This window comes from Pseudomonas sp. Irchel 3A7 (assembly GCF_900187565.1).
GTDB lineage: Bacteria > Pseudomonadota > Gammaproteobacteria > Pseudomonadales > Pseudomonadaceae > Aquipseudomonas.
On record NZ_FYED01000019.1, the window covers coordinates 126,454 to 143,208 of the forward strand.

A 16,755-nucleotide genomic window follows, 5' to 3' on the forward strand; every position below is an offset into this window, starting at 1 on the left:
AATGTCATCAGACCCATAGGACAGAGCACGCCCATGACTTCCAAGCTGGAACAACTCAAACAAATGACTACCGTGGTTGCCGACACCGGCGACTTCGAAGCGATCGCTCGCGTTAAACCGGTGGACGCTACCACCAACCCTTCCCTGCTGCTCAAGGCCGCGGCCATTCCCGCATATGGCGAATTGCTGAATGCTTGTGTGAGCGACTGCAAGGGCGATGTCGGGCTGGCAAGCGACCGTTTTGGCGTCGCGGTGGGGCAGGAAATCCTCAAGGTCATTCCTGGCCGTATTTCCACCGAAGTGGATGCACGCCTGTCGTTCGACACTGACGCCGTATTGAAGCGTGCGCACCGTCTGATCGAGCTGTATGAAAAAGCGGGTATCGGTCGCGACCGCGTGCTGATCAAGATCGCCTCTACCTGGGAAGGCATCCGCGCTGCGGAGATCCTGGAGAAGGAAGGGATTCAGACCAACCTGACCCTGTTGTTCTCCTTCGCTCAGGCCGCAGCCTGCGCAGACGCCGGGGTGTTCCTGATTTCGCCGTTCGTGGGCCGTATCTACGACTGGTACAAGAAAGCCACCGGCAACGAGTACACCGGCGCCGATGATCCAGGCGTGCAGTCGGTGACACGTATCTACAACTACTACAAGGCCAACGATTACAAAACCGTGGTAATGGGCGCCAGCTTCCGTAACTTGAGCCAGATCGAGCAGTTGGCCGGTTGCGACCGTTTGACCATCAGCCCGGACTTGATCGACAAGCTGGCGGCGGATACCGGCAAGCTGGAACGCAAACTGGCCCCGGGTCATACCGGTGAAGCGCGCTTGAACCTCAATGAAGCGCAGTTCCGCTGGTTGTCCAACGAGGACGCCATGGCGACCGAGAAGCTGGCTGAAGGGATTCGTCAGTTTGCTCGTGACCAAGAGAAGCTTGAGGCGTTGCTGCAGGCCAAGCTGTGATCTGAGCCGTGGGAATGCAAAAAGGGCGAACCCTCACAGGTTCGCCCTTTTTTCTGCGCGATTGATTGCTCGCTGACCGCTGACAGGCGTGGTGTTTGAAAGGACGCCTTCGCGAGCAGGCTCGCTCCCACAGGGGGTTTGTGGTGCTGTCGGGTTAAATGGTTAAACGAAGAACCTGTGGAGGCGAGCCGGCTCCGGGCGGCGTTCCGACGAAGGGGCCAGTCCGGCCCACATCACTTCAGAGAATCAATGCCGCTCCAGCGCATTCACCAGGTCATGGAACGCTTCACGATTGGAATCGTTCAGGCCCATGAGAATCTTGTGCGCTTCAAGCACCTTGATCCGCACTACCTCTTCGGACTGGTCTTGATCCGGCAGGTCGTCCAGGCATTCAGGACAAGGCACAGGCTTGTCGACGATGTTGAACACCTGCTCGAAGCCCATGGACTGCAACAGACGGGTGATGTCTTCGTGGGTGGTGACGACGGTCGGCAGCAGGCCGACCTTTTGCCGCGACAGGATCGACAGCTTGGCCAACAAGCCAAGCGTGGTGCTGTCGATGCTGCGGGTTTCGGTCAAATCAATCACGATCGCGTTGAAATTCATCGCGGTGAAGATTTTCTCAATAGTCGCATCCAACGCCGAACACAGGGTCAGGCGAACTTCACCGACGAACTTGAGGACGAAAGTGCCATCCTGCTCGGCGAACTGGATTCTACCGGTACTCATTAAAGATTCCTGCTCAACACCAACAGGGCGATATCATCCGGCATCTCCCCTAGCGTGGCCAATCCAAAAACCTGCCGCAGACCATCCAGGCTGCCGCCCGCTGCCTTGACCCGTTGGGGCAACGCAGCTTCTTTTTCTTTGAGTGTGGGTTCTGGCAAAAGGTCCAGAATGCCATCAGACATCAGCGTCAGGCTGAACGTCGGTGGCAACTCCAGCACGTGGTCTTCGTAGGTGGCTTCGTTGAAGAGGCCCACCGGCAGACCACGCCCTTCCAGATAACGAACACTGTCGGGTGTGTACAACACTGGCAACGGCAAATGACCACCGATGCTATAGGTCAACAAACCTGTCTCCTCGTCGATGACTCCACCGACCATTGTGACGTGTTTACCCAGCTTACAACTGATCAGGCCCCGGTTGATATGACCAAGAACCTCTGAAGGCTTGAATTCCGGCAAAGTGCCGCTGCGCTTGGATTCGAACAGCAGGCGCGTGGTCATGAACTTCAGCAGCACAGTGACGAAGGCTGAAGAGGCGCCATGACCGGAAACGTCCGCCAGGTAGAACGCAACCCGACGCTCGTCGACCCGGAAATAGTCGACGAAATCACCTGACAGGTACAGCGACGGGATGATCTGGTGAGCAAACTTGAACTCGTCAATGGCCCAGGGACTGACCGGCAGCATGTTCATCTGCACCTGGCGACCGGCGTTCTGGTCTTCCTGGAGCAGGTTCAGGCTGGCGGCGAGCTCGCGGTTGGCCTTTTCCAGCTTCTCGCGGTAACGCTGGTTTTCCAGCAGCAGGCGCGCGCGATCCAGGGCCCGACGCACAGAATGCTCAAGCACAGCCAGGTCTTCGAGAGGTTTGATCAGGTAGTCCGCCGCACCCAGGCGCAGCGCCTCGACCGCGTCGTTCATCACGCCGGCACCCGACACCACGATCACCGGCGTTTGCGGTGACAGCTCGGTAACCTGGCGAATGAGTTCGAGTCCACCCATCTGCGGCATGCGCAGATCGCAGATGACCAAGTCGGGCTTGTCTTGCTCGAATACCTGAAGACCCTGCTGGCCATTGCTGGCCTGCAAGACGCTGAAACCACTGTCTTCCAAATAGGCGGCGAGGCTCGCGCGCACTACTTCGTCATCATCGATTATCAGCAGCGTGGCACTGGTTTTTGGCATGTGGGCAAACGGCGCCAGAATTAGGTTGGCGTAGCGGCTCGGGTGTTGGTCCGGCTCACACTACTGGATTCGCTTTCTAGCCTCTCTGTCGCACCGTTTTCGAGCGTTTGCCCTACACACATGTACACCAGAGGTGCCCTTCTAAGGCGCAGACGGTACTCCCATCCGCGAGGCGTTTCAAGCTCACGCCGATGGTCGCTTGACGTCTACACTCTTCAAAGCACCGGGAGTTATAAGAACCATCAAAACCGTAACCCAACGGAAGGACCAAGGCCATGAGTCAAACCAGTCGGGACTATAGCGAAAAGCGCGATTTCATCCGCATGCGAGTCGATGCCGATGTGTCGCTGATTCATGAGGGGGATGAGGTACCCGCCGTCTGCATCGACCTTTCCAGCAGCGGGATGCAGCTGCAGGCGCCGCGTTTGTTCACGGTGGGTGACCGGCTTAACGTGCGTATCGAATCCGAGCATGCCGCGCTCAAAGGACTCGAAGCCGACACCGAAGTGGTGTGGGTGAAGGAGCAGCACGGGGGCGGTCAGAAACTTGGCCTTACAATCCTGAAGATGAACTAACCCGTTCCAGACGAAAAAAGGCAGCCCGAAGGCTGCCTTTTTCGATATGTCGGTCAGGATCAGAAATCGTCTTCGACCTGGCCGTCCTTCACCTTGAACTCGCGGTTCTGCAGGTAGGCATTACGAATGAAGGTGTACTTGTCGCCAGTGATCAATTTCTCGGTGGACAGCAAGTTCGCCCGGGTATCGACAATGTTCAGCGCGAAAACCGAATTACGCACCGGCACATCGTCCATGTAGCGATACGGGCCGGTGTAACTGTCGACGAGCTTCGAAGGCGCATCACGCAAGGTGCTAGGGCCAAGCAGCGGCAGCATCACATACGGACCGCTGCCCACACCCCAATAACCCAGGGTCTGGCCGAAATCTTCGTCGTTGCGTTGCAGGCCCATATGGGTGCCGACATCGAAGAAACCCAGCAGGCCGAAAGTGGTGTTGAAGATCAATCGTGCGGTGTCGACACCTGCTGCCGCGGGTTTGACCTGCAGGATATCGTTGGCGAGGTTGGTCACATCGCCGACGTTGCGGAACATGTTGTGGATGCCATCTTCAAGGAACTGCGGCGTCACGAACTGGTAGCCCTGGGCCAATGGCTTCAGTGCATAAGTATCGAGTACATCGTTGAACTTGTAGATCGGACGGTTGATGCTTTCCCAAGGATCATCTTCCGACGCTGCCTGGGCAACGAACGGAACCAGCATCGCGCTGGCGCACACACAAAGTTGAGCTAGATGATTGCTCCAGCGCATAGAAAACTCCTTGGATTTGTACAGTCGCCGGGCGCTTGGCTCGACGCAAAGACCGCTAGTATAAGACGTAAACGCCGTTTAAGGCAGCATCGCACCCGCGCGCCTGCGCATGATGCCTGTCGATTGTGAGCGATTCACATCCATGTCATTCAACTGTCACCGACGATCCCTAGCTTTGAGGCTATTTCAGGGACGTTGACATGCCGCACGCCGAAACATCGCCTCAAACCGCGCCAAACCTGACCGCCGTGCTCTTCGGTCTCAGTGGTTGCCTGGTGGATTTCGGCGCGCTTACTCGTCTGCTCGAGGGTTATTCGGTCGAACACGCCGAAGCCACCCCTGGGGCCCTCGAGAGCTTGCACAGCTTGCAGCGCCAACAGATCCCCTGCGCCTGGCTCGATGAATTGCCCCCCGCCCTCAGCCATTCCCTGGCCGTAGCGCTGCCGGAATGGATCAAACCCTCGTCGCCATCGCAACAACTTGCAACAATCAATCCTTGGCCGGCACCGAATGCGTGCTGGCAAGCGCTGATGTCGCTGAACGTCGAGCGGCTGGATGGCTGCGTGCTGGTCAGCGGCGAACCGCGCTTGCTGCAATCGGGACTCAACGCCGGCCTGTGGACAATCGGTTTGGCGTCCTGCGGCTCGCTCTGCGGGCTGTCACCCACCCAATGGCAGGCATTGTCCCCGCAGGAACGGGACATCAAGCGCGGCAAGGCCACCATGCAACTCTTCGGTTTGGGCGTGCATTCGGTGATTGACCATCTGGGTGAACTCGACACCTGCCTGGCCGATATCAGCCTGCGTCGGCTCAAGGGCGAAAAGCCCTGATCGCCGCCTCATACCGATGAAGGCATGCAGGTTGGGCGGGAGTGGATTAATCTTAGGTAAGCCATAGATCTTTGGCGTACTGCTGCGGTCTATGCCAGTGCCTATCGATAAAAGGAAGAACGCCATGTCTGCCCGCGAACTGCAAGAACAGCTCAATGCCCTGCGCGAGCAATTGGAACAGAATCCTCCGCTGACAGAAGCCGAGCGCGAAGACCTGCGCGCACTGATGCAACAGATCGAACTTGAGCTTGAGATCGAAACCAAGACCAAGGACGTCAACCTCGCCGATAACGTCAATCTGGCCGTCGAACGCTTCGAACTCGAACACCCGACCCTCGCCGGCACCCTGCGCCAGATTGGCCAGGCCCTGCACAGCATGGGGATCTGAATCCAACGGATGCAATGTAGGAGCGAGCTTGCTCGCGATGGTGTATCAGTCGACGCCAAGGTCGCTGACACTCCATCGCGAGCAAGCTCGCTCCTACAGAAAACCTTTACTGACGGACCAGGCGATGGTTCGGCAGTTGCACCTCTTCAGTACTGCGATACGGATTGATATCCAGCCCGCCACGCCGCACATAGCGCGCATACACCGTCAATTTCTCCGGTTTCAGCAAACGCTGCAGATCAAGAAAGATCCGCTCCACGCACTGTTCGTGGAAGTCCGAGTGTTGACGGAAGCTGACGATGTACTCCAGCAGACTGGCGTGATCCAGCGCCGAGCCGCGGTACTCAACCACCACGCTACCCCAGTCCGGCTGACTGGTCACCGGGCAATTGGATTTGAGCAAATGGCTGTGCACGCTCTCTTCGACAATGCGTGATTCGTCGCAACGCAGCAGCTCCGGACGCGGATGCTCGTAGTTGCTGACGCTGATATCCAGCTCATCGATGCACACGCCCGGCAGCGCCACGACACCTTCGGCTTCGACATCCTTCAGGCTGCGAACACGCACGCCAACCGGTTTTCCGGCAGCTGCTGACAGGTCCTTGACCAGCGTCGCCTCAAGGCTCGCCGTATCGGCAAACGGCGTCTGGTTCAGGGAGTTGAGGTACAGCTTGAACGACTTCGATTCGATGATGTTCGGTGAATCCGCCGGGATACTGAACTCGCCGATCGCCACCACTGGCTTGCCCGACGGCAACAGCCACGACAGTTCGAAACAGTTCCAGAAGTCCACGCCCTTGTACGGCAGGGTTTCAGCCGTCAGGCCCAGCTCGGCCCACTTTGCGGTACGCGGGATCGGAAACAGCAAGGACGGTGTGTAAGTGGCGATGTATTCGCTGGATTTGCCCAGCGGCGAGTGTTCGGCTGCGGGATGCATGGCGGAAACCTGACTGAAGAATCAGCAGATTCTAACAGCCTTTGCTCCCGCCTTTGAGTGCTTACTGACTGACTGTCAGTTTGCCGACCATACCAGCCTGGTAATGACCGGGGATGTTGCAGGCAAATTCGAGGTTGGTGGCCTTGTTGAAAGTCCAGGTCAGCTCGGCGGTTTTACCCGGTTCCACCAGTACGCTGTTGGGGTCATCATGCTTCATGTCATGCCCCATGGCACCGTGGTCCATTGCCTTCACGCCTGTAGGCGTGAGCATACCGCTTTGCTGCATTTGCAGCATTTGCTGCTGGTGCCTGGCGTGCATCGCCGCGTCACCGAGGTTGAATTCGTGCAACAACTGGCCTTTATTCACCAGCACGAAACGCACGGTCTCTCCGGCCTTGATGTCGATGGTCTTGGGGGTGAACGACATGTCGCCCATCACTACCTCGACACTGCGGCTCGCCTTGGCCGCCGACGCAGGTTGGCCGAAGTCATAGGTATGCCCTTCTAACGCCCACACCGGCGAACTCAATGCCAACATACAGGCGGTCAGCGCCGCGGTTTTGCGCAAAAACATCGTCTTACTCCAACAAAATAAGGTTCAGCCTGTGGAAAACTCTAAACTGCCACCGCTGCCCGCAACCTGACAGCCGGATTACAACTTTGTCAGGTTGGCCTGCACCGTCGCCGCCCACGGTATAAAGCTTTCGTTCCATCAAGATGCCTGAGTCGCCCATGAAACTGCTGATTGTCGAAGACCAACCGAAAACCGGCCACTACCTGCGCCAGGGCCTGACCGAGGCCGGTTTCAATACCGAGCTGGTGGCCGATGGCAACACCGGCCAGCAACTGGCGCTAAGCGGCGAATACGCCCTGCTGATTCTCGATGTGATGCTGCCCGGTCGCGACGGCTGGCAGATTCTGCAAGCGGTGCGCGGGGCCGGCCTGGACACGCCGGTCCTGTTTCTGACCGCACGGGATGCCGTGGAAGATAGGGTCCACGGCCTGGAACTCGGCGCCGACGATTACCTGGTCAAACCCTTCGCCTTTTCCGAATTGCTGGCCCGGGTGCGCAGCCTGTTGCGCCGAGGCAGCGCTACGCCCCAGGAAACCAGCCTGCAACTGGCCGACTTGCGTCTGGACTTGATCCGCCGTCGCGTGGAACGCAGCGGCCGGCGCATCGACCTGACCGCCAAGGAATTTTCCCTGCTGGAAATGCTCCTGCGCCGTCAGGGCGAAGTGCTGCCCAAATCGCTGATTGCGTCCCAGGTGTGGGATATGAATTTCGACAGCGACACCAATGTCATCGAGGTCGCCATTCGCCGTTTGCGCCTGAAAATCGACGATGAATTCCCCAACAAACTGATCCACACCGTACGCGGCATGGGTTACGTACTTGAAGAGCGCCTCGCCTGATGCGTCGACTTTCGCTGAGCAGTCGGTTGGCATTGCTGTTTGCAGCGTGCACGGCGGTGGTGTCGCTGTTCGCCGGGGTGCTGTTCAGCCGCGCCAGCGAAGTGCACTTCATTGAGCTGGACCAGCAACTGCTGGATGGCAAGTTGATTGGTTTGCGGCGTGCGCTTCATGACATTCAATCGAGCGACAGCGACGTCAGACTGGCCGATGAGTTGAGCCGCCAAGCCGATCTGTCGCTGCGCATCACCGGCAGCGATGGCAAGCACTGGTATGACAGTTCGGCGAATCTGCCCGACAAACTCCCGCAAAAACCCGGGCTGTCGACGCTCAACAACGACGGCACCGATTACCGCGTCCTCAATGCCCCCTTGTTTACCGACAAGCCCGATTCGCCGCAATTGACCCTGCTGCTGGACATCACCCATCACCAGCATTTCCTGCAACGCATGCAGCATTTGATCTGGTTGACGGTAGGTTTGTCGGCCCTGGCCACCGCGTTGCTCGGAGCCTGGGCAGCCCGCAGCGGCTTGCGGCCGTTACGGCGCATGAGCGCTGTTGCCAGCGGTGTTTCGGCGCAATCGCTCAACGCACGCTTGCCGGCAGAAAACATGCCGCCGGAACTGGCGGAAATGGCCCACCACTTCAACGCCATGCTCGGACGTCTCGACGATTCCTTTCAGCGCCTGTCGGCGTTCTCCGCCGACATCGCCCATGAGTTGCGCACCCCGCTGTCGAACCTGCTGACCCACACCCAGGTCACCCTCACCCGCCCGCGCCCCATCGAGGACTATCGCGAAGCACTGCACAGCAACCTGGAAGAGCTGCAATGGATGGCGCAACTGGTCAACGACATGCTTTATCTGGCGAAAGCGGATCACGGCCTGTTGATGCCCAAGCGCGAACCGCTGGATCTGGCGGAGGAAGTGGATGTCTTGCTGGAGTTTTTCGCGCCGCTGGCCGAAGACGCCCGGGTGAAATTGAGCAGTGACGGCAAGGCCCGCATCGAGGGCGACCGCAGCATGCTGCGACGGGCGCTGTCCAATTTGCTGGACAATGCGTTGCGGTTTACCCCGGTCGATGGCGAGATTCTGATTCGAATCGAGGATCAGCCCAAAGGCTTGAGCCTGATAGTCGAAAATAGCGGTGACGGGATTTCCGAAGACTTGCTGCCGCGTCTGTTTGACCGTTTTTACCGGGCCGATCCGGCGCGTCATGAAGGTAGCAGTGAGCATGCAGGGTTGGGATTGGCGATTACCCAATCGATCATCCGGGCACATGGTGGGCAGATTCGTTGTGAATCGGATCAGGGGTGGACGCGGTTCGTGATCGAGTTACCAAAGGGAGATTGAGGCCGGCAGGTCCGGCCTCATCGCGGGCAAGCCCGCTCCCACAAGGATCGTGCAGCACCTGTGGGAGCGAGCCTGCTCGCGAAAGCGGTCTTGCGGCTTACGAATAGCGCAACGCAGTAGCCGGCTCGATCTTCGCCGCGCGCCAGGCAGGGTAAACGGTGGCCAGAAAGCTCATGATGAACCCCGCCGAGCAGATCAACAGCACATCCCCACCCTGCAATTCAGACGGCAAGTTGCTGACGAAATACACATCGGAACTGAAGATGTGCTGGCCACTGACCCGCTCCACCCAGCCCACCAGTTCACTCACGTTCAGCGCTGCGATCACGCCAAGCACACCACCGATCAGCGTGCCGACAATCCCGATCACCGTGCCCTGGACCATGAAGATCGCCATGATCTGCCGCGGCGTGGCGCCAATGGTGCGCAGGATCGCGATGTCCGCGCCCTTGTCGTTCACCACCATGATCAGGGTTGCGATGATGTTGAACGCCGCAACGGCAACGATCATCAGCAACAACAGGCCGATCATGGTTTTTTCCATCTTCATCGCACTGAACAGGCTGCCCTGGGTGTGGGTCCAGTCGTCAGCCTTGTAAGCCTCGCCCAGGCCGGTGGCAATGGTGCTCGACACCTGTGGCGCGGCGTACAGGTCCTTTACCGCCAGACGCACGCTCTGCACCTGATTCGGTTCCCAGTGCTGCATCTGCGCGGCGTCGGCGACGTGGATCAACGCCATCGAACCGTCCAGTTCGGCACCGACCTTGAACACACCGACCACGTTCAGGCGCTGCATACGCGGGGTAATACCGCCCGGTGCCGTGCTGACTTCCGGCACGATCAGGGTGATCTTGTCGCCGACGTTCAAACGAAAGCGGCGTGCCGTGATTTCGCCGATCACCACACCAAACTCACCCGGCTTCAAGGCATCCAGCCGCCCCTGGACGATGTGCTTGGCCACGATCGACACCTGACCTTCCAGCGCCGGATCGACGCCACTGACCTGGATCGGCTGCATGGTGCCTTTGTAAGACAGCATGCCTTCCATCTCGGTGAACGGCACGGCCGCGGTGACTTCCGGATTCTTCATCGCGGCGGCGGCCACCGGCTGCCAATCATCAATCGGATTGACGCCGACGATGGTCGCGTGCGGCACCATGCCGAGGATGCGCGAACTCATTTCGCGCTGGAAGCCGTTCATCACCGACAGCACCACGATCATCGCCAGTACGCCCAGGGCGAGGCCGATCATCGAGGTCATCGAGATGAAGGAAACAAAGCGATTGCGGCGCTTGGCGCGGGTATAGCGCGTGCCGATAAAGATCGATAACGGTCTGAACATTCGCTGGGGCACCGTATAAAAATAAAAGACCCGACACCTTCTCAGGCATCGGGTTTCGACCAATCAGATAGGGGTAAGGCAACCTTCCTGCAGGTGCAGGACGCGATCCATCTGGCGGGCCAGGTTCATGTCATGGGTCACCACCAGGAACGCGGTGCGCATCGAAGTGCTCAGTTCCAGCATCAAATCCTGAATGCCTTCGGCGGTGTGGGAGTCGAGGTTGCCGGTCGGCTCATCGAGCATCACCAGGCCCGGATTGTTCACCAGGGCGCGGGCGATGGCCACGCGCTGGCGTTCACCACCGGACAGCTCCGCCGGCTTGTGCTCCAGGCGATGCCCCAGCCCCACTCGCTCCAGCAATGCGGTAGCACGCTTGCGAGCCTCCGGAATCGCGGTCTTGCCGATCAACAACGGCATGCAGACGTTTTCCAGTGCAGTGAACTCGGGCAACAGGTGGTGGAACTGATACACGAACCCCAAGGCTCGGTTACGCAGCAGGCCGCGATTCTTTTCGCTCAGTGCCGAAAGTTCTTCGCCGTCGAGCCAGACGCTGCCCTTGGTTGGCGTATCGAGGCCGCCGAGCAAATTGAGCAAGGTACTTTTGCCCGAACCCGATTTACCGACAATTGCCACGCGCTCACCCGGGTGCAGCTCCAGCTGCAAACCGGCCAGTACCTCCACCGACTCCGGGCCTTCCTCGTAGGATTTGCCCAGGTTGCGGCAGCTCAAGATTGCTTTATCACTCATGCCCGACTCACTCATAACGTAGCGCCTCCGCAGGCTGGGTGCGCGCGGCACGCCAGGCTGGATACAAGGTGGCGAGGAAACTCAGGACCAACGCCGCGGAGCAGACCATCACGACGTCCTGGCTCTGCACCTGCGACGGCAGGTAATCAATGAAGTACACGTCGGCGTTGAGGAACTTGTGCCCGATCAGACCTTCCAGCGCCGAGATCGCGGCGCTGACATTCAGCGCGGCGAAGATCCCCACCACTGCGCCGATGGCCGTGCCGACCACGCCGATGACCGTACCCTGCACCATGAATGTACGCATGATGGTGCCCGGCGTGGCGCCGAGGGTGCGCAGGATCGCGATGTCGCCCTTCTTGTCGTTCACCACCATCACCAGCGTGGAGATGATGTTGAAGGCGGCGACGGCGACGATCAGCAGTAACAGCAGGCCGATCATGGCCTTTTCCATACGGATTGCCTGATACAGGTTGCCGTGGGTGCGGGTCCAGTCGCGGGCGTAGTAGTGATCCTCACCCAGCTCCCGGGCGATGCTCCACGCAGTGCGCGGCGCCTGGAACAGATCATCGAACTTCAGGCGAATGCCCTGGACCTGATCCGGTTTCCAGCGATGCAAGCGCGCCAGATCCTGAAGATTGGTGATACCCAGGTAGCCGTCGATCTCGCCAGCGCCGACATGGAAGATGCCGACCACGGTGAAGCGCTTCATGCGCGGGAACATCCCGGCCGGGGTCACGGTGACTTCCGGTGCCACGAATGTCAGCTTGTCACCGACCGCCGCGCCGAGCTTGGCCGCCGCCTTGTCGCCGATGACGATGCCGAATTCGCCGGGCTTCAAGTCGTCGAGTTGGCCCTGCTGCATGAAGTGATCGATGATCGAGACCTGGCGCTCCAGCGCCGGGTCGATGGCATTGAGCAGGACTTTGGAAACTTTGCCGTTGTTGGTCAGCAACCCCTGCATCTGGGTGAACGGCGCCACGGCCGTCACCTGCGGGTTCAGCTTGACCTTGGTGGCCAGGCCCTGCCAATCGCTGATCGGCTCACCGGCCTCGATGGTCGCGTGGGGCACCATGCCCAGCACGCGGGTACGCATCTCATGATCGAAGCCGTTCATGACCGACAGCACCACGATCATCACGACCACGCCAAGGGCGAGCCCGATCATCGAAGTCAGGGAAATGAATGACACAAAATGATTGCGACGCTTTGCACGGGTATAACGCGTGCCGATAAATACGAAGAGAGGTCTGAACATGTCGGGGCTTGTTCGGAGGGAAAAGGAACGTCCTTGTGGCGGGGGTCGATAACCAGCTTTACACTCAGACCACCGCCGCTACCATGGGTTCGCCATGTCGACATTAGATGAAGAAGATCGCCGCGAATACTACCGTATCGAGGACACGATCGCACTGGAAATTCGGCCCCTGTCCGCTCTCGAAGCCGCAGGCCAGGAAGTGTTGCAGGATGCTTCCCCACTCTTCAATGTGCTCAGCGAATTGCACCTGAGCGAATTCGAGTCGCAACACCTGTTGCGCCAGATCAGCGAGCGCGACCGAACCCTTTCGGCGTTCCTGAAATCCCAGAACAAGCGCATCGATTTGCTGAGCCAGGTGATCGCCCTCACCGTGCTCGGGCAGATCGGCGAGCCGCAGCCGGTGATCATCTCCGAGGGTGGCATCGAGTTTCAGCACCCCACCCCGATTGCCGCCGGCGCACACCTGTCGGTCAAGCTGGTGCTGATGCCGCAAGCGCTGGGCCTGCTGCTGCGCGCCCGCGTCACCCATTGCGACCGCAAGGGCGATGGTTACGACGTCGGCACCGAGTTCGAGCACCTGACCGATGCCCAGCGACAATTGCTGGCCCGTCATATTTTGCAGAAGCAGGCCCAGGATCGACGCCAGGCCCGCGAACTACTCGAATCAGGCAATTAATTTAAGGAAGAACCGTGACCCTCATCTACGGCCACCGCGGCGCCAAGGGCGAAGCACCGGAAAATACCCTGACCGGTTTTCAGGAATGTCTCAAGCACGGCGTACGCCGCTGTGAACTCGACCTGCACTTGTCCAGTGATGGCGAGCTGATGGTCATTCACGACCCGACGCTCAAGCGCACCACCGACCGGCGCGGCAAGGTGGTGGAACATACCGCGGCCGAACTGGTGACCTACGACGCGCGCAAGGGCGGGCCTGGCTGGATCAAGCCTTGCCCGATTCCAACGCTGGAAGAACTGTTCGAAAAATGCGATTTCGATCACTGGCAACTGGAAGTCAAAAGCGCTTCACGCACCCGCGCCGCGACCACCGTACTGGCCATCCGTGAAATGGTGCAACGGCATGGCTTGCTGGAGAAGGTGACCATCACCTCGAGCTCGCGCGAAGTGCTGAAAGCCGCCGTGGACCTGGTGCCGGATGTGTCCAGGGGACTGGTGGCCGAATACGCCTGGCTCGACCCGCTGAAGGTCGCGGCAAGCTACGGCTGCGAGATTCTGGCGCTGAACTGGACCCTGTGCACGCCGGAACGCCTGCAGAAGGCACAGCGACAGGGGCTGCATGTGTCGGTGTGGACAGTCAACGAGCCCGCGCTGATGCGCAGACTCGCCGACTTCGGCGTTGACAGCCTGATTACAGACTTTCCCGGTTTGGCCACTGCCACGCTCGAGAATTGCTGAAATCGGTCTCCCCGGCCGGCTCAGGCCACCGGCCGGAGCCACTCAAAAAAGCCGGTTGAGGCCGTCGTATGCCGCGACCCGATAGGCTTCGGCCATGGTCGGGTAGTTGAACGTGGTGTTGACGAAGTACTTCAGGGTATTGAGTTCGCCCGGCTGGTTCATGATCGCCTGGCCGATGTGCACGATCTCCGACGCCTGATAACCGAAGCAGTGCACGCCCAGTACTTCCAGAGTTTCGCGGTGGAACAGAATCTTCAGCATGCCTTGCGGCTCGCCGGCGATCTGCGCACGCGCCATGCTCTTGAAGAACGCCTTACCCACTTCATAAGGCACTTTGGCCTGGGTCAGCTCCTGCTCGTTCTTGCCGATCGAGCTGATCTCCGGAATAGTGTAGATGCCGGTCGGCACGTCATTCACAAAGCGCCAGCTGCCGTTATCGACGATGCTGCCGGCGGCCGAACGACCCTGGTCATGGGCGGCACTGGCCAGACTTGGCCAGCCGATCACATCGCCTGCACCGTAGATATTCTGAATACCGGTGCGGTAAGCCTCGTCGACTTCGATCTGGCCACGGCTGTTGACCTTCACGCCGATGTTCTCCAGACCCAACTGATCAGTGTTGCCGGTGCGGCCGTTACACCAGAGCAGGGCGTCGGCCTTGATCTTCTTGCCCGACTTCAGATGCAGGATCACACCGTTGTCCACGCCTTCGACGCGGTCGTAGTCTTCGTTGTGGCGAACGGTGATGTTGTTGTTGCTGAAGTGGTAGCTCAGGGCCTGGGAAATTTCCGAGTCGAGGAAGCTCAGCAACTGACCACGGTTATCCACCAGCTCGACCAGAACACCCAGGCCGCTGAAGATCGAGGCGTATTCACAACCGATCACGCCGGCGCCGTAAACGATGAGTTTGCGCGGGGTGTGGCCGAGGCTGAGGATGGTGTCGCTATCGTAGATACGCGGGTGGTGGAAATCGATGTCGGCTGGACGATACGGACGCGAGCCGGTGGCGATGATGATGTGCTTGGCCACCAGTTTTTCGACCACGCCATTGGCACAGACCACTTCGACGGTTTGCTCGTCGGCAAAGCTGCCGGTGCCGAAAAACACGTCGACGCGGTTACGGGCGTAGTAACCGGTGCGCGAAGCGACTTGTTTGGAGATGACTTTTTCAGCGCTTTTCAGCACGTCCGGAAACGAGAACCAGCGCGGCTCACCAATGGCCCGGAACATCGGGTTGGTGTTGAACTGCATGATCTGCCGGACCGAGTGACGCAGTGCCTTGGACGGGATGGTACCCAGGTGGGTGCAGTTACCGCCGACCTGGCGACGGCTATCGACCATCGCCACCTTGCGCCCTGCTTTGGCGGCGTTCATTGCCGCGCCCTCTCCCGCCGGGCCGGAACCCAGCACCACCACGTCGTAGTTGTAGACAGCCATGCGTACTCCTCAGAACAGGCCGTGGCGCCATCGGCACCTGCGGCTAAATCACGCCGATCTGTGGCGTGAAGGAACAATTTGGGGCCAGTGCAGAACCCGGACACAGTCTATAGAAGCGTCAACGCCGCGCACATTAACCCTTGGTCGCGTCGTAGGCTACTTTCGCCTGCACCAGAACACCAGTTTTCAATGCTTTAACACCGCAATCACTCGGTTTCCCCGCCGCTGAGGCGTGCAAAAGCGTGACTGGTGCGTGTGACGAAACCTGTATCGGCACGAATCACAAAAAATGCGCCGATATCATGTTTTTCTGCGTAATCCCAACCGCGCTCCGGGCCGAGAATCAGCAACAGCGTCGATAAGCCATCGGCCATTAACGCAGAAGGATGAATCACCGTGACCGAGGCCAGCGTGTGTGAGACCGGTGCACCGATCCGGGCATCGAAGGTATGGGAATAACGCTGCCCACCCTGCTGGAAATAATTGCGGTAGTCGCCGGAGGTGGACAGGCCATAACCGTCGATGGCAACGATGCGCTCGGCCACTTGCTGATCGTCGCGAGGCGCCTCCAGGGCAATGCGCCACGGCGAGCCATCGAGCTTCTTGCCGGCCGCCTTGAGCTCACCGGTGGCTTCGGCGAGGTAATTGTGAATGCCCAATGCTTCGAGCCTGGCGGCGATCCTGTCGACCGCATAACCGGCGGCAACGCTGTTGAAATCGACTTCGACGGCGGCATCCTTGCACAGCTGATCGCCATCGATACGCAAATGTGAGTGACTCACTCGCTGCCGTACTTCGGCAAGCGCTTCGGCAGTCGGGACTTTTTCCTCGCGAGCCTGAGGGCCGAAGCCCCAGAGATTGAGCAGCGGCTCCACGGTCAAATCGAACGCCCCTTCGCTTTGTTCCGACAACCGCTCGCCAACGCGGACCAATTCGAGGATCGACGCGGGCATTTTCTGACAACGGTTGGCGGGTAACTGGTTAAAGCGGGCGATGTCGGAGTCGCTGCGGTAAGTCGACATTTGCCGGTCGATTTCAGTCAGGATTTTTTCGACTTCGACCTGGACTTGTGCAGGAGCAGGAAGACCGGCGTGGCGTACGTACTTGATTGAGTACGTGCTGCCCATGGTCGGACCGCCGAAAGCCCCCAGGGAGTCGCTGTTATCACAGCCTGAGAGGATGCCAGCCAACGCTACTATTCCAAACAGCCGCCAGTTCAACGAATCCCCTCCCATGGAACAACCCCGGCACAACGCCAATTCCGGCCATTATGCGATAGAAAGGTGGGAGCGAGCCTGGGAAAGCGGTGTATCAGACACCCTCACGCCGGCTGAGATTCCCCCTTCGCGAGCAGGCTCGCTCCCACATGGAGCCTGCGGCGCACACATACCCCTGCGGGAGCGAGCCTGCTCGCGAAGAGGCCGGACCAGACAACACACTCGTAGCT

18 protein-coding genes are annotated in these 16,755 nt (G+C 59.4%); 8 read left to right on the plus strand and 10 right to left on the minus strand.

What is annotated here, in order from left to right; all coding sequences use genetic code 11:
- Positions 1 to 33: 33 nt before the first annotated feature.
- Entirely contained in the window at positions 34 to 960 is a 927-nt protein-coding gene (gene tal / locus CKW21_RS27365) for a transaldolase (protein WP_095196978.1), read from the plus strand.
- Between the two features lie 246 nt (positions 961 to 1,206).
- On the opposite strand, the gene rssC is transcribed toward tal, so the two are convergent.
- Both rssC and rssB read right to left on the minus strand, forming a co-directional pair.
- On the minus strand, positions 1,207 to 1,689 hold the full coding sequence (gene rssC / locus CKW21_RS27370; protein WP_095196979.1) for an anti-sigma factor antagonist RssC: 483 nt from the start codon (positions 1,687 to 1,689) through the stop codon (positions 1,207 to 1,209).
- Complete coding sequence (gene rssB, locus CKW21_RS27375) at positions 1,689 to 2,870, minus strand: two-component system response regulator RssB (protein WP_095196980.1); 1,182 nt, start codon at positions 2,868 to 2,870, stop codon at positions 1,689 to 1,691. Before rssB ends, rssC begins: the two co-directional genes overlap by 1 nt.
- Positions 2,871 to 3,145: 275 nt before the next feature.
- Between rssB and CKW21_RS27380 the strand changes: the two genes are divergently transcribed.
- Positions 3,146 to 3,445: a PilZ domain-containing protein gene (locus tag CKW21_RS27380; protein ID WP_095196981.1), complete on the plus strand. Its 300-nt coding sequence runs from the start codon at positions 3,146 to 3,148 to the stop codon at positions 3,443 to 3,445.
- Between the two features lie 59 nt (positions 3,446 to 3,504).
- On the opposite strand, the gene CKW21_RS27385 is transcribed toward CKW21_RS27380, so the two are convergent.
- Positions 3,505 to 4,194, minus strand: coding sequence for a VacJ family lipoprotein (locus CKW21_RS27385; protein ID WP_095196982.1), 690 nt, complete (start codon positions 4,192 to 4,194; stop codon positions 3,505 to 3,507).
- A 200-nt stretch (positions 4,195 to 4,394) separates the two neighbouring features.
- Here CKW21_RS27385 and CKW21_RS27390 point away from each other — a divergent pair, with 200 nt between their 5' ends.
- Positions 4,395 to 5,024: a phosphatase gene (locus CKW21_RS27390; protein ID WP_095196983.1), complete on the plus strand. Its 630-nt coding sequence runs from the start codon at positions 4,395 to 4,397 to the stop codon at positions 5,022 to 5,024.
- 124 nt (positions 5,025 to 5,148) lie between these two features.
- The gene (locus CKW21_RS27395; protein ID WP_095196984.1) at positions 5,149 to 5,412 is read left to right on the plus strand and encodes a DUF4404 family protein; all 264 of its coding nucleotides are present in this window, start codon (positions 5,149 to 5,151) and stop codon (positions 5,410 to 5,412) included.
- Between the two features lie 106 nt (positions 5,413 to 5,518).
- Here the strand turns inward: CKW21_RS27395 and queF are convergent, their stop codons facing one another.
- Both queF and CKW21_RS27405 read right to left on the minus strand, forming a co-directional pair.
- Positions 5,519 to 6,349 carry an NADPH-dependent 7-cyano-7-deazaguanine reductase QueF gene (gene queF / locus CKW21_RS27400; protein WP_095196985.1) on the minus strand — a complete coding sequence of 277 codons (831 nt, stop codon included), beginning with the start codon at positions 6,347 to 6,349 and terminating at the stop codon, positions 5,519 to 5,521.
- Between the two features lie 61 nt (positions 6,350 to 6,410).
- On the minus strand, positions 6,411 to 6,923 hold the full coding sequence (locus tag CKW21_RS27405) for a plastocyanin/azurin family copper-binding protein (RefSeq protein ID WP_095196986.1): 513 nt from the start codon (positions 6,921 to 6,923) through the stop codon (positions 6,411 to 6,413).
- A gap of 158 nt (positions 6,924 to 7,081) precedes the next feature.
- On the opposite strand from CKW21_RS27405, the gene CKW21_RS27410 reads away from it, so the two are divergent.
- Positions 7,082 to 7,762 (plus strand): heavy metal response regulator transcription factor, encoded by a 681-nt coding sequence (locus CKW21_RS27410; protein WP_095196987.1) that lies wholly within the window; start codon positions 7,082 to 7,084, stop codon positions 7,760 to 7,762.
- Positions 7,762 to 9,111, plus strand: coding sequence for a heavy metal sensor histidine kinase (locus CKW21_RS27415; RefSeq protein ID WP_095196988.1), 1,350 nt, complete (start codon positions 7,762 to 7,764; stop codon positions 9,109 to 9,111). Before CKW21_RS27410 ends, CKW21_RS27415 begins: the two co-directional genes overlap by 1 nt.
- Before the next feature lie 97 nt (positions 9,112 to 9,208).
- On the opposite strand, the gene CKW21_RS27420 is transcribed toward CKW21_RS27415, so the two are convergent.
- The 3 genes from CKW21_RS27420 to CKW21_RS27430 form a co-directional block, all read right to left on the minus strand.
- The gene (locus CKW21_RS27420; protein WP_095196989.1) at positions 9,209 to 10,453 is read right to left on the minus strand and encodes a lipoprotein-releasing ABC transporter permease subunit; all 1,245 of its coding nucleotides are present in this window, start codon (positions 10,451 to 10,453) and stop codon (positions 9,209 to 9,211) included.
- A 63-nt stretch (positions 10,454 to 10,516) separates the two neighbouring features.
- Positions 10,517 to 11,200, minus strand: coding sequence for a lipoprotein-releasing ABC transporter ATP-binding protein LolD (gene lolD / locus CKW21_RS27425; protein WP_170948751.1), 684 nt, complete (start codon positions 11,198 to 11,200; stop codon positions 10,517 to 10,519).
- A 7-nt stretch (positions 11,201 to 11,207) separates the two neighbouring features.
- Positions 11,208 to 12,458, minus strand: a complete 1,251-nt coding sequence (locus CKW21_RS27430) for a lipoprotein-releasing ABC transporter permease subunit (RefSeq protein ID WP_095196991.1) — start codon at positions 12,456 to 12,458, stop codon at positions 11,208 to 11,210.
- Between the two features lie 94 nt (positions 12,459 to 12,552).
- Here CKW21_RS27430 and CKW21_RS27435 point away from each other — a divergent pair, with 94 nt between their 5' ends.
- Together CKW21_RS27435 and CKW21_RS27440 are read left to right on the plus strand one after the other, a co-directional pair.
- Entirely contained in the window at positions 12,553 to 13,134 is a 582-nt protein-coding gene (locus tag CKW21_RS27435) for a PilZ domain-containing protein (RefSeq protein WP_095196992.1), read from the plus strand.
- Positions 13,135 to 13,148: 14 nt separating this feature from the next.
- Complete coding sequence (locus tag CKW21_RS27440) at positions 13,149 to 13,871, plus strand: glycerophosphodiester phosphodiesterase (protein ID WP_095196993.1); 723 nt, start codon at positions 13,149 to 13,151, stop codon at positions 13,869 to 13,871.
- 42 nt (positions 13,872 to 13,913) lie between these two features.
- Here CKW21_RS27440 and sthA read toward each other — a convergent pair whose 3' ends face one another.
- Both sthA and CKW21_RS27450 read right to left on the minus strand, forming a co-directional pair.
- Positions 13,914 to 15,308 (minus strand): Si-specific NAD(P)(+) transhydrogenase, encoded by a 1,395-nt coding sequence (gene sthA, locus CKW21_RS27445; RefSeq protein WP_095196994.1) that lies wholly within the window; start codon positions 15,306 to 15,308, stop codon positions 13,914 to 13,916.
- Positions 15,309 to 15,514: 206 nt separating this feature from the next.
- Complete coding sequence (locus tag CKW21_RS27450; RefSeq protein ID WP_095196995.1) at positions 15,515 to 16,543, minus strand: FAD:protein FMN transferase; 1,029 nt, start codon at positions 16,541 to 16,543, stop codon at positions 15,515 to 15,517.
- Positions 16,544 to 16,755: the final 212 nt, after the last annotated feature.

Excerpts from the sequence above, each read along its gene's own strand:
- tal (WP_095196978.1), top strand. The coding sequence starts at position 34 with ATGACTTCCAAGCTGGAACAACTCAAACAAATGACTACCGTGGTTGCC.
- rssC (WP_095196979.1), bottom strand. The coding sequence starts at position 1,689 with ATGAGTACCGGTAGAATCCAGTTCGCCGAGCAGGATGGCACTTTCGTC.
- rssB (WP_095196980.1), bottom strand. The coding sequence starts at position 2,870 with ATGCCAAAAACCAGTGCCACGCTGCTGATAATCGATGATGACGAAGTA.
- CKW21_RS27380 (WP_095196981.1), top strand. The coding sequence starts at position 3,146 with ATGAGTCAAACCAGTCGGGACTATAGCGAAAAGCGCGATTTCATCCGC.
- CKW21_RS27385 (WP_095196982.1), bottom strand. The coding sequence starts at position 4,194 with ATGCGCTGGAGCAATCATCTAGCTCAACTTTGTGTGTGCGCCAGCGCG.
- CKW21_RS27390 (WP_095196983.1), top strand. The coding sequence starts at position 4,395 with ATGCCGCACGCCGAAACATCGCCTCAAACCGCGCCAAACCTGACCGCC.
- CKW21_RS27395 (WP_095196984.1), top strand. The coding sequence starts at position 5,149 with ATGTCTGCCCGCGAACTGCAAGAACAGCTCAATGCCCTGCGCGAGCAA.
- queF (WP_095196985.1), bottom strand. The coding sequence starts at position 6,349 with ATGCATCCCGCAGCCGAACACTCGCCGCTGGGCAAATCCAGCGAATAC.
- CKW21_RS27405 (WP_095196986.1), bottom strand. The coding sequence starts at position 6,923 with ATGTTTTTGCGCAAAACCGCGGCGCTGACCGCCTGTATGTTGGCATTG.
- CKW21_RS27410 (WP_095196987.1), top strand. The coding sequence starts at position 7,082 with ATGAAACTGCTGATTGTCGAAGACCAACCGAAAACCGGCCACTACCTG.
- CKW21_RS27415 (WP_095196988.1), top strand. The coding sequence starts at position 7,762 with ATGCGTCGACTTTCGCTGAGCAGTCGGTTGGCATTGCTGTTTGCAGCG.
- CKW21_RS27420 (WP_095196989.1), bottom strand. The coding sequence starts at position 10,453 with ATGTTCAGACCGTTATCGATCTTTATCGGCACGCGCTATACCCGCGCC.
- lolD (WP_170948751.1), bottom strand. The coding sequence starts at position 11,200 with ATGAGTGATAAAGCAATCTTGAGCTGCCGCAACCTGGGCAAATCCTAC.
- CKW21_RS27430 (WP_095196991.1), bottom strand. The coding sequence starts at position 12,458 with ATGTTCAGACCTCTCTTCGTATTTATCGGCACGCGTTATACCCGTGCA.
- CKW21_RS27435 (WP_095196992.1), top strand. The coding sequence starts at position 12,553 with ATGTCGACATTAGATGAAGAAGATCGCCGCGAATACTACCGTATCGAG.
- sthA (WP_095196994.1), bottom strand. The coding sequence starts at position 15,308 with ATGGCTGTCTACAACTACGACGTGGTGGTGCTGGGTTCCGGCCCGGCG.
- CKW21_RS27450 (WP_095196995.1), bottom strand. The coding sequence starts at position 16,543 with ATGGGAGGGGATTCGTTGAACTGGCGGCTGTTTGGAATAGTAGCGTTG.